This window comes from Rhizobium sp. NXC14, assembly GCF_002117485.1.
In the GTDB taxonomy this organism is placed as follows: domain Bacteria; phylum Pseudomonadota; class Alphaproteobacteria; order Rhizobiales; family Rhizobiaceae; genus Rhizobium.
Window position 1 is genome coordinate 3,899,320 of sequence record NZ_CP021030.1, and the last position, 12,683, is coordinate 3,912,002.

At 60.7% G+C, this 12,683-nt stretch carries 7 protein-coding genes; all 7 read left to right on the plus strand.

Features of this window, described 5'->3' with window-relative positions; genetic code table 11:
• The first annotated feature begins 101 nt into the window (after nt 1-101).
• Nucleotides 102-1,337 carry a pilus assembly protein gene (locus NXC14_RS19105; protein ID WP_085779469.1) on the plus strand — a complete coding sequence of 412 codons (1,236 nt, stop codon included), beginning with the start codon at nt 102-104 and terminating at the stop codon, nt 1,335-1,337.
• A gap of 271 nt (nt 1,338-1,608) precedes the next feature.
• Entirely contained in the window at nt 1,609-4,071 is a 2,463-nt protein-coding gene (locus NXC14_RS19110; protein ID WP_085779470.1) for a glycogen/starch/alpha-glucan phosphorylase, read from the plus strand.
• On the plus strand, nt 4,068-6,275 hold the full coding sequence (glgB, locus tag NXC14_RS19115) for a 1,4-alpha-glucan branching protein GlgB (RefSeq protein ID WP_085779471.1): 2,208 nt from the start codon (nt 4,068-4,070) through the stop codon (nt 6,273-6,275). The genes NXC14_RS19110 and glgB overlap by 4 nt, the downstream gene beginning before the upstream one ends.
• Nucleotides 6,276-6,293: 18 nt before the next feature.
• Nucleotides 6,294-7,556, plus strand: a complete 1,263-nt coding sequence (gene glgC, locus NXC14_RS19120; RefSeq protein WP_085779472.1) for a glucose-1-phosphate adenylyltransferase — start codon at nt 6,294-6,296, stop codon at nt 7,554-7,556.
• 3 nt (nt 7,557-7,559) lie between these two features.
• Nucleotides 7,560-9,002: a glycogen synthase GlgA gene (gene glgA / locus NXC14_RS19125; protein WP_085779473.1), complete on the plus strand. Its 1,443-nt coding sequence runs from the start codon at nt 7,560-7,562 to the stop codon at nt 9,000-9,002.
• A 6-nt stretch (nt 9,003-9,008) separates the two neighbouring features.
• Entirely contained in the window at nt 9,009-10,640 is a 1,632-nt protein-coding gene (locus NXC14_RS19130; protein WP_085779474.1) for an alpha-D-glucose phosphate-specific phosphoglucomutase, read from the plus strand.
• A 13-nt stretch (nt 10,641-10,653) separates the two neighbouring features.
• Entirely contained in the window at nt 10,654-12,630 is a 1,977-nt protein-coding gene (gene glgX, locus NXC14_RS19135; protein WP_085779475.1) for a glycogen debranching protein GlgX, read from the plus strand.
• Nucleotides 12,631-12,683 lie beyond the last annotated feature (53 nt).

Below are 12,683 nucleotides of genomic sequence, written 5' to 3' on the forward strand. Positions count from 1 at the left end.
AAAATTAGCCGATTCGTTAAAATTCTATTGACGCGGTAAGGACTGCATAAAGAAGCCGCGTGCGTTAATCATCCCACAGGGTTTCCAGTTGGGTGAACATGATGAGCACCTCCATTTTGCATCCCTGCCTGCGTCGCATGTTCAGCGATCGAGGCGGTAATTTCGGAATTATGACGGCGATTTTGGCGCCGGTTCTTCTCGGCGCCGCCGGCTTGGCGATTCAGGTCGGAGATATGCTGCTCTCCAAGCAGCAATTGCAGGAGGCGGCCGATTCGGCGGCGCTTGCCACCGCCACCGCGCTAGCGAATAGCACGATCCAAACCTCTGAGGCCGAAGCCTTTGCGCGGAATTTTGTCGCCGGGCAAATGGCGAATTATCTGCAAAGCGGCGTCGACATTAAAAGCGCGACTGGCGTTACCGTGCAGACAAACACGTCGGGAAATTCGACATCCTATCAGGTAACGGTTTCGCCAAGCTACGACCTGAAGGTCAATCCGCTGATGCAAGCGGTCGGTTTCACCACGCAACACCTTTCGACGTCCGGCTCGACGGTCGGCGGCCATTCGCAGACTCAGGGCTCCATCTCGATGTATTTGGCGCTCGATAAATCGGGATCGATGGGAGAGGATACCGCGACCGTTAATAAGGATGTTCCGACGGAATCATACACCTACGACTGCAACCTCCACTACAACAGCAAGAATGATAAGTGGGTTTACGACAAATGCACCGGTAGCCGCACAAATTACTACACCAAGATCGAGGCGCTTAAGATCGCCGCCGGCAATCTCTTCGGCCAGCTGAACAGCGCAGATCCCAACGCCCAATACGTGCGCACCGGCGCAGTATCTTACGATATCGTTCAATATACACCCAGCACTCTTGCCTGGGGAACTTCTGGGGCCTCGAGCTATGTCAACGCACTTCAGGCGAATGGCGGCACTAATTCGAGCGGCGCGATGAACACGGCCTATTCGTCCCTGACGGCAAAGAATGCTGCGGGGAATGACGCCGAAGATTCCGCCCATAAGCTGAAGACTGGCCAAATACCCAAAAAGTACATCGTCTTCATGACCGACGGCGACAATAACAACGATAGCAGCGGCGGCCGTTCATATGACACACTGACCAAGGCAACATGCGACACTGCCAAATCCAAGGGCATCGAGATCTATACGATCGCCTTCATGGCGCCGGCGGGCGGACAGGCCTTGCTGCATTATTGTGCCTCCGACGACTCCCATTATTTCCAGGCCGAAAAAATGGAAGACCTCCTCGCAGCGTTCAAAGCGATCGGAGCGAAGGCCTCCGCACAGGTGACGCGCCTGACGAACTGAGATGCCGGCGAGGAACCGAATGAAAAGCCGCGCCGGAACAAACCGGCGCGGCTTTTCATTATCGATAGCCCACCCGTCCGATCGGGAAAGGCGATTGAAATCAACCCTCCTCGGCGATCTGATTATGAAGCTCTCGCAATTTTTTCGTTTGTCCAAATCCTTTGTTGCAAGTGCTTCCTAACGATGCATAAACTGTCGCAAGCACAGGCGACAAATCGATTAAATCAGACATAACAGCCTGATACCAAATTAAAATTGGCGAGATCTGACCATGAATACCGTTTCCAAGCCGGTTATCCCCTCTCCCGCTCCCCGAAGCTCAAGGCCGGAAATTCTCGCTGAGGAAATCATCGAACGTCTGACCTATCGCATCGGCAAGGATGCCAAGGTGGCAAAGCCGCATGACTGGCTGACGGCGACGATCCTGGTGGTGCGCGACCGTATCATCGACAAATGGATGGCCTCCACACGCGAGGTCTATGCGACCGGCGCCAAGCGCGTCTATTATCTTTCGCTCGAATTCCTGATCGGCCGGCTGATGCGCGATGCCGTGTCCAATCTCGGCCTGATGGAAGAGGTTCGCGATGCGCTGGCCTCGCTCGGCGTCGACGTCAATGTCATTGCCGGCCTGGAGCCGGATGCAGCGCTCGGCAATGGCGGCCTCGGCCGCCTCGCCGCCTGTTTCATGGAGAGCATGGCGACGGTCAATGTTCCGGCCTATGGCTACGGCATTCGTTACGTCCACGGCCTATTCCGGCAGCAGATGGCCGACGGCTGGCAGGTGGAACTGCCCGAGAACTGGCTCGCCCACGGCAATCCCTGGGAATTCGAGCGCCGCGAGAGCTCCTATGAAATCGGTTTCGGGGGCTCTGTCGAATTCATCACCACCCATGACGACCAGCCGCGCTACGTCTGGAAACCGGCCGAGCGTGTCATCGCCGCCGCCTTCGACACTCCGGTCGTCGGCTGGCGAGGGAAACGAGTCAACACGCTACGCCTCTGGTCGGCGCAGCCGATCGACCCGATCCTGCTCGATGCCTTCAACGCCGGTGACCACATCGGCGCGCTGCGCGAAAGCAACAAGGCCGAAAGCCTGACCCGCGTCCTCTATCCCGCCGACGCCACCCCTGCCGGCCAGGAACTGCGCCTGCGCCAGGAGTTCTTCTTCTCGTCGGCATCGCTGCAAGACATTCTTCGCCGCCACCTGCAGCAATATGACGATTTCACCTCGCTGCCTGACAAGGTGGCCATTCAGCTGAACGACACCCATCCGGCCGTCTCGGTCGCCGAACTGGTGCGCCTGCTCTGCGACGTGCACGGTATGGATTTCGACCAGGCTTGGGATATTACCCACCGCACCTTTTCCTACACCAACCACACGCTACTGCCCGAAGCCTTGGAAAGCTGGCCCGTTCCGCTCTTCGAGCGCCTGCTGCCGCGCCACATGCAGATCGTCTACGCGATCAATGCCAAGATCCTGCTTGATGCCCGCAAGGGCAAGAACTTCTCCGACAGCGAAATCCGCTCGATTTCGCTGATCGAGGAAAGCGGCGACCGCCGCGTGCGAATGGGCAATCTCGCCTTCATCGGCTCGCACTCGATCAACGGCGTCTCGGCCCTGCACACCGACCTGATGAAGGTCACGGTGTTCGCCGACCTGCACAAGCTCTACCCCGAGCGCATCAACAACAAGACCAACGGTATAACGCCGCGTCGCTGGCTGCAGCAGTGCAATCCCAGCCTCACCGGTCTGATCCGCGAGGCGATCGGCGATGAGTTCCTCGATGACGCCGAGAAGCTGCGCCCGCTCGAGGCCCATGCTTCGGACCCGAGCTTCCAGCAGAAGTTTGCCGCAGTGAAGCGGGCCAACAAGGTGGCCCTTTCCAATCTCGTCGCTAGCCGCATGGGCGTGAAGCTCGATCCGTCGGCGATGTTCGACATCCAGATCAAGCGCATCCATGAATACAAACGCCAGCTTCTGAACATCATCGAAGCCGTCGCGCTTTACGACCAGATCCGCTCGCATCCGGAACTGGACTGGGTGCCGCGCGTAAAACTCTTCGCCGGCAAAGCGGCGCCGAGCTATTACAACGCCAAGCTCATCATCAAACTGGTCAACGACGTCGCCCGCACCATCAACAACGACCCGTCGGTGCGCGGCCTGCTGAAGGTCGTCTTCGTGCCCAACTACAATGTCTCGCTCGCCGAGGTCATGGTTCCCGCCGCCGACCTTTCCGAGCAGATTTCGACCGCCGGTATGGAAGCCTCCGGCACCGGCAATATGAAGTTCGGCCTCAACGGCGCGCTGACGATTGGCACGCTCGACGGCGCTAATGTCGAGATGCGTGACAATGTCGGCGAGGATAACATCGTCATCTTCGGCCTTAGGGCCGACGAGGTCGCCAAGGTCCGCAGTGATGGCCACAATCCCCGCGCCATTATCGAAGGCTCCCGCGAACTCTCCCAGGCGCTCTCAGCCATCGGTTCCGGCGTCTTCTCGCCCGATGACCGTAATCGCTACACGGCGCTGATCGATGGCATCTATTCGCATGACTGGTTCATGGTCGCCGCCGATTTCGACGCTTATGCCCAGGCCCAGCGCGACGTCGACCAGATCTGGACCAACCAGGCGGCCTGGTACACGAAGACGATCAACAATACCGCACGGATGGGCTGGTTCTCCTCCGACCGTACGATCAGGCAATATGCAGACGAAATCTGGAGAGCCGGATGAAACCGCCGAAAACCCTCCCTGAAGTAAAGCTTTCCTGGGAAATTTCGGCAGATGAAATCACGGCGATCCTTGCCGGCTCGCATTCCAATCCCTTTGCCATCCTAGGTGTGCACCAAGCCGGCGACGCTTTCGTTGCCCGGTGCTTCATCCCGGGTGCCGAGGAAGTGACAGCCATGACGCTCGATGGCGGCATCATCGGCGAATTGAATCAGCTCCACGCCGACGGGTTCTTCGCCGGGCCGGTTTCGCTCGCGAAGCTGCAGCCGGTGCGCTACCGCGCCCGGCGCGGTGACGCCGAATGGGCAGTCACCGACCCCTACAGCTTCGGGCCGGTGCTTGGGCCGATGGACGATTATTTCGCCCGTGAAGGTTCGCATCTGCGCCTGTTCGACAAGATGGGCGCCCATCTCATCAAGCATGACGGCGCGCAGGGCATCCACTTCGCGGTCTGGGCGCCGAACGCCCAGCGCGTTTCCGTGGTTGGCGATTTCAACGGTTGGGACGGCCGCCGCCATGTCATGCGCTTTCGCGCCGACAGCGGCATCTGGGAAATCTTCGCTCCGGATGTGCCGCTCGGCGTCGCCTACAAGTTCGAGATTCGCGGCCACGACGGCGTGTTGCTGCCGCTGAAGGCCGATCCCTTCGCCCGCCGCAGCGAGCTCAGACCCAAGACCGCCTCGATCGCCGCTGCCGAGCTGGAGCAGGTCTGGGAGGATGAGGCCCATCTGAAGCACTGGCGCGAAACCGACAAGCGCCGACAGCCGATCTCGATCTATGAGGTGCATGCCGGCTCCTGGCAGCGCCGGCAGGACGGCACCATGCTGTCCTGGGACGAACTTGCCTCCAGCCTCATCCCCTATTGTGTCGACATGGGTTTCACCCATATCGAATTTCTGCCGATCACCGAGCATCCCTACGACCCCTCCTGGGGCTACCAGACGACCGGCCTTTATGCGCCGACTGCCCGCTTCGGCGAGCCAGAAGGCTTCGCCCGCTTCGTCAACGGCTGCCACAAGGTGGGCATCGGTGTCATCCTCGACTGGGTACCGGCGCATTTCCCGACCGACGAACACGGCCTCGGCTGGTTCGACGGCACGGCGCTCTACGAGCACGAAGACCCGCGCAAGGGCTTCCATCCGGACTGGAACACGGCGATCTATAACTTCGGCCGCACCGAAGTGGTTTCCTATCTGATCAACAATGCCCTCTACTGGGCCGAGAAATTCCATCTCGACGGCCTGCGCGTCGATGCCGTCGCCTCGATGCTCTACCTCGATTATTCCCGCAAGCACGGCGAATGGATTCCGAATGAATATGGCGGCAACGAGAACCTCGAAGCCGTCCGCTTCCTGCAGGACCTCAACACCCGCATCTACGGCCAGCACCCCAACGTCATGACCATCGCCGAAGAATCGACCTCCTGGCCAAAAGTCTCGCAACCCGTGCATGAAGGCGGGCTCGGCTTCGGTTTCAAATGGAACATGGGCTTCATGCATGACACGCTGAGCTATATGAAGCGCGACCCGGTGCACCGCAAACACCATCATAACGAGCTCACCTTCGGCCTCCTCTATGCCTATTCGGAAAATTTCGTCCTGCCGCTGTCGCACGACGAGGTCGTTCACGGAAAAGGCTCGCTGATCGCCAAGATGCCGGGCGATGACTGGCAGAAGTTCGCTAATCTGCGCGCCTACTACGCTTACATGTGGGGCTATCCCGGCAAGAAGCTGTTGTTCATGGGCCAGGAATTCGCCCAGTGGAGCGAATGGAGCGAGGATCGCTCGCTCGACTGGAACCTGCTGCAATATCGTATGCACGAGGGCATGCGGCGCCTGGTGCGCGACCTCAACTTCACCTATCGCAGCAAGCCCGCCCTGCATGAGCGTGACTGCGAGGGCGACGGCTTCGAATGGCTGATTGCCGACGACGGCGAGAATTCCGTCTTCGCCTGGCAGCGCAAGGCGCCGGGCCAGAAGCCGATCGTCGTCATCACCAACTTTACTCCCGTCTACCGCGAGAACTACTTGTTACGCCTGCCTTCCGCAGGCCGCTGGCGGGAGATTCTGAATACCGATGCCGACATCTATGGCGGTAGCGGGAAGGGCAATGGCGGGCGCGTGCAGGCCGTCGATGCCGGCGGCAATATCACCTGCTCGATCACGCTGCCGCCCTTGGCGACAATAATGCTTGAACCTGAAAATTAAGACTGGTGGGAGGAGAAAATGGTAGAGAAGCGTATTCAGCCACTTGCCCGCGACGCAATGGCTTACGTTCTGGCGGGCGGCAGGGGGAGCCGTCTCAAGGAACTCACCGACCGGCGTGCCAAGCCCGCCGTCTATTTCGGCGGCAAGGCGCGCATCATCGATTTCGCGCTGTCCAACGCGCTGAATTCGGGCATTCGCCGCATCGGCGTCGCGACGCAATACAAGGCGCATTCGCTGATCCGCCACATGCAGCGCGGCTGGAACTTCTTCCGCCCGGAGCGAAACGAAAGCTTCGACATCCTGCCTGCCTCGCAGCGCGTTTCCGAAACGCAATGGTATGAAGGCACCGCCGACGCCGTTTATCAGAACATCGATATTATCGAGGATTACGGCGTCGAATACATGGTCATTCTCGCCGGCGACCATGTCTACAAGATGGACTATGAATACATGCTCCAGCAGCATGTCGATTCCGGCGCCGACGTGACGATCGGCTGCCTGGAAGTGCCGCGCATGGAAGCGACCGGCTTCGGCGTCATGCATGTCAACGAAAAGGATGAGATCTTCGCTTTCATCGAAAAGCCGGCGGATCCCCCCGGTATTCCCGACAAGCCGGATTTCGCGCTCGCGTCGATGGGCATCTATGTCTTCCACACCAAGTTCCTGCTCGATGCGCTGCGCCGCGACGCCGCCGACCCGACATCGAGCCGCGATTTCGGCAAGGATATCATCCCCTATATCGTCAAAAACGGGAAGGCCGTCGCCCACCGCTTCGCCAAATCCTGTGTCCGCTCCGATTTCGAGCACGAGCCCTACTGGCGCGACGTCGGCACGATCGACGCCTACTGGCAGGCCAATATCGATCTGACGGCCATCGTCCCGGAGCTCGATATCTACGACAAGTCCTGGCCGATCTGGACCTATGCCGAGATCACCCCGCCGGCGAAGTTCGTCCATGACGACGACGACCGCCGCGGTTCGGCCACCTCCTCGGTTGTGTCAGGCGACTGCATCATCTCAGGCGCCAGCCTCAACAAAAGCCTGCTCTTCACCGGCGTCAGGGCCAATTCCTTTTCCAAGCTGGAAGGGGCGGTCATCCTGCCGAATGTGAAGATCGGACGGCGGGCGCAGCTCAAGAACGTCGTGATCGACCATGGTGTCGTCATTCCAGAAGGGCTGGTCGTCGGCGAGGATCCCGAACTCGACGCCAAACGCTTCCGGCGGTCGGAAGGGGGCATCTGCCTGATCACCCAACCGATGATCGACAAGCTGGATATCTGACGTATGAAAGTTCTTTCGGTTTCGTCCGAAGTCTTCCCCTTGATCAAGACAGGGGGTCTGGCCGACGTGTCCGGCGCCCTGCCAATTGCTCTGAAAGCCTTCGGGGTCGAGACCAAGACCCTCCTGCCCGGCTACCCCGCCGTCATGAAGGTCATTCGCGACCCTGTCGTCAGACTCGAATTCCCGGACCTGCTCGGTGAGCGGGCGACCGTGCTCGAGGTTGAACATGAGGGTCTCGATCTGCTCGTCCTCGACGCGCCCGCCTATTACGAGCGGCCGGGCGGTCCCTATCTTGATCCGCTTGGCAAGGATTATCCCGACAATTGGCGCCGTTTCGCCGCCCTGTCGCTTGCCGCTTCCGAAATCGGCGCCGGACTGCTGCCCGGCTGGCGGCCGGATCTCGTCCACACCCACGACTGGCAGGCGGCGCTGACCTCGGTCTACATGCGCTATTATCCGACCCCGGAACTGCCGAGCGTGCTGACAATTCACAATATCGCCTTCCAGGGCCAGTTCGGCCCGGAGATTTTTGCCGGTCTGCGTCTGCCAGGTCATGCCTTCGCCATGGACGGCATCGAATATTACGGCACCGTCGGCTTCCTCAAGGGCGGCCTGCAGACTGCCCATGCGGTCACGACAGTCAGCCCCACCTATGCCGACGAAATTCTGACGCCGGAATTCGGCATGGGGCTCGAAGGCGTCATCGCCACCCGCATCGACGATTTGCATGGAATCGTCAACGGCATCGACACCGATGTCTGGAACCCGGCGACCGACCCCGTCGTCCACACCCATTATGGCCCGACGACGCTGAAGAACCGCGAGGAAAACCGCCGCTCGATCGCCGAGTTCTTCCACCTCGACAATGACGATGCGCCGATCTTCTGCGTCATCAGCCGCCTCACCTGGCAGAAGGGCATGGATATCGTCGCCAACGTCGCCGACCAGATCGTCGCCATGGGCGGCAAACTCGTCGTGCTCGGCTCCGGCGAAGCAGCGCTCGAAGGCGCGCTGCTTGCCTCCGCCAGCCGCCATCCCGGCCGGATCGGCGTGTCGATCGGCTATAACGAACCGATGTCGCACCTGATGCAGGCCGGCTGCGACGCCATCATCATCCCGTCGCGCTTCGAACCCTGCGGCCTCACCCAGCTTTACGGCCTGCGTTACGGCTGCGTGCCGATCGTCGCCCGCACCGGCGGATTGAACGACACCGTGATCGACGCCAATCACGCCGCACTTGCGGCGAAAGTAGCAACCGGCATACAATTCTCACCCGTGACCGAAACGGGCATGCTACAGGCAATCCGCCGTGCGATGCATTTTTACGCGGACCGAAAACTCTGGACCCAATTGCAAAAGCAAGGCATGAAATCGGATGTCTCCTGGGAGAAGAGCGCCGAACGCTACGCTGCCCTCTATTCAAGCCTCGTCTCGAAAGGCATGTGACCTAAAATGATCAAGTCCGTACCCACCACGCCCTATCTGGACCAGAAACCCGGCACGTCGGGTCTGCGTAAGAAGGTTCCGGTCTTCCAGCAGCCGAATTATGCCGAGAATTTCATCCAGGCGATCTTCGATTCGCTGGAAGGCTATCAGGGCAAGTGCCTCGTCATCGGCGGCGACGGACGTTACTACAATCGCGAAGTCATCCAGAAGGCGATCAAGATGGCCGCTGCCAACGGCTTCGGCAAGGTCATGGTCGGCAAGGGCGGCATTCTGTCGACGCCGGCCGCCTCCCACATCATCCGCAAGTACAAGGCCTTCGGCGGCATCATCCTCTCCGCCAGCCACAATCCCGGCGGCCCGACCGAAGACTTCGGCATCAAATACAATATCAATAATGGCGGCCCGGCGCCGGAGAAGATCACCGACGCGATTTATGCGCGCTCCAAGACAATCGACAGCTACAAGATCGCCGATTTCGCCGACGTCAATCTCGACCGCATCGGCAAGGACGAGCTTCCCGGCGGCATGATCCTCTCGGTCATCGACCCGGTCGAGGACTATGCCGCGCTGATGGAAGAACTGTTCGATTTCGGCGCCATCCGCAATCTGATCAGCCTCGGTTTCCGCATCGCCTTCGACGGCATGAGCGCCGTCACCGGACCCTACGCCAAGGAAATCTTCGAAAATCGTCTTGGCGCTCCCCTCGGTTCGGTGCGCAATTTCATGCCGCTGCCGGATTTCGGCGGCCATCACCCCGATCCGAACCCCGTTCACTGCAAGGAACTCTTCGATGAGATGATGGGCGAGGACGCCCCCGATTTCGGCGCCGCGTCCGACGGCGACGGCGACCGCAACCTCATTATCGGCCGCGGCATCTTCGTCACCCCTTCCGACAGCCTGGCGATCCTTGCCGCCAACGCCAATCTCGCCCCCGGCTATTCCGGCGGTCTCGCCGGCATCGCCCGGTCGATGCCGACATCGGGCGCGGCCGACCGCGTCGCCGAAAAGCGCGGCATCGGCATGTATGAGACGCCGACCGGCTGGAAATTCTTCGGCAACCTGCTCGACGCCGGCATGGCGACGATCTGCGGTGAGGAAAGCTCGGGCACGGGCTCCAATCACGTCCGTGAGAAGGATGGCCTCTGGGCCGTGCTGCTGTGGCTGAACATCCTTGCCGTGCGCGGCGAGAGCGTCGCCGACATCGTCACCCAGCACTGGCAGACCTACGGCCGCAACTATTACTCGCGCCACGATTATGAAGGCCTGGACACCGACGCGGCGAATGGCCTGATGGACAATCTCCGCAGCCAGCTTTCCACCTTGGCCGGCAAGAACATCGGCAGCCTGAAGGTCGAGAAAGCCGACGACTTCGCCTACCACGACCCGATCGATAAGTCGGTGAGCGAGCATCAGGGCATCCGCGTGCTCTTCGAGGGCGGCTCCCGCGTCGTCTACCGTCTCTCCGGCACCGGCACGTCTGGCGCAACCTTGCGCGTCTATATCGAGCGCTACGAGCCGGATTCGACTCGTCACAACATCGAAACGCAGGAAGCGCTCGCCGATCTGATTGCGGCCGCCGAAAGCATTGCCAGCATTCGTGAGCGCACGGGACGCGATGAGCCAACCGTGATCACCTGATCCGGGGCGGGACATGCAGGACAGCAATTCGGCGCGGGGTGCGATCGTCTTCGAGAGCGGCGTCGAATTTGCCGTGTGGTCGCATCACGCCGCGCAGATCGAACTCTGCCTCTTCGACGGTGACGGCAACAGGGAATTTGCGCGCCTACCGATGACCCGCGATGGCAACCACATCCATCGTCTCTTCGTCGACGGCCTCGGTCAAGGCGCCCGCTACGGCTATCGCGCCGACGGCATCTATGCGCCCGACAACGGCCTCTGGTTCGACCCGTCCAAACTGCTGATCGATCCCTACGCCAAGGAAATCGACCGGCCGTTCCGCTACGATCCCCGCCTCGGGCTCTACGGCGAGGACAGCCAGGATCTGATGCCGAAGGCGATCGTCACCACCGACACCCCAGCCGCAATCGACAAGCCGCTCTTCAAACCGGGCGGTTTTATCTATGAAGTGGCGGTGCGGCCCTTCACCATCCTTCACCCCGATGTGCCGGAAGCCGAACGCGGCACGGTCGCAGCCCTTGCCCATCCCTCCGTTATCGCGCATCTGAAGCGGATCGGGGTCGATGCCATCGAACTGATGCCGATTACCGCCTGGATCGATGAGCGCCATCTGCCGCCGCTCGGTCTCACAAACGGCTGGGGCTATAACCCCGTCGGCCTAATGGCGCTCGATCCGCGGATTGTCCCCCGCGGCATGGCGGAACTGCGCAGGACGGTCGCCGCTCTCCATGCCGAAGGCATCGCCGTCATCCTCGATCTCGTCTTCAACCATACCGGCGAGAGCGACCGCTATGGCACGACGCTGTCGCTGCGCGGCCTCGACAACCTGCATTATTACCGCCACGCCCGAAACAGCCCCGGCGAACTGATCAACGACACCGGTACCGGGAACACGATCGCCTGCGACCATCCCGAGGTCAGGCGCCTCGCCATCGACAGCCTGCGGCATTTCGTGCTCAACGCCGGCGTCGATGGTTTCCGTTTCGATCTCGCCCCGGTGCTGGGCCGCACCGCGAGCGGCTTCGAGCGCGACGGCGGAACGCTCGCTGCGATCCTTGCCGATGATCTGCTTGCCGACCGCATCATGATCGCCGAGCCCTGGGATATCGGTCCGGGCGGTTACCAGCTCGGCAACTTCCCGCCGTCCTTCCTCGAATGGAATGACAGGGTTCGCGACGATCTGCGCTGTTACTGGCGTGGCGACCAATGGAAGACCGGCTCGCTCGCAACGGCGCTTGCCGGTTCCTCCGACATCTTCTCCCGCAACGACGGCAAAGAGACGCGCAGCGTCAATTTCCTCGCCGCCCATGACGGCTTCACGCTGATCGACCTCGTCTCCTATGCCGGCAAGCACAATGACGCCAACGGCGAGCACAATCGGGACGGTCACAACGAGAACCATTCCTGGAACAACGGCGTCGAAGGCGAGACCCTCTATCCCAGTATCCGCAAGCGCCGGATCAACGACGTCATGGCGCTGATCTCGACGCTCTTTGCCACCCGCGGCAGCATCATGCTGACGGCGGGTGACGAGGGCGGCCGCAGCCAGCGCGGCAACAACAATGCCTATTGCCAGGACAATGAGATCACCTGGCTGGACTGGAAGGCGCTGAACGAGGATCTCGTCGCCCATACCGCTTTCGTCGCAGGACTGCGCCGCCGCTTTACCGTCTTTTCCGAAACGGGCTTCCTTTCCGGCAACGGCGACGTCGAATGGATCTCACTCTCCGGAGAACCGATGACCGTTACGGAATGGGAGACTCCGTCGCTCTCGACCCTCGGCATGCTGCTTACCACAGGCGACCGCTCCTCGCGCGGCAAACAGACCCGGCTTGCCGTGCTTTTCAATCGTTCCGAGAGCCGCCAGCTCTTTACGCTCCCGTCAGAGAATGAGCCGGGCTGGCGCCAGTTGACGCCGGAGGGAGCGAAGAAGGCCGGTGCCAGCGTGACCGTCGAGCCACGCTCCGTCGCCTTTTTCGTAGAAAAATGATCGCCTCACCCAACTCACTCAAATCCTTGTCGCAATCGTCATGAATGCACGAT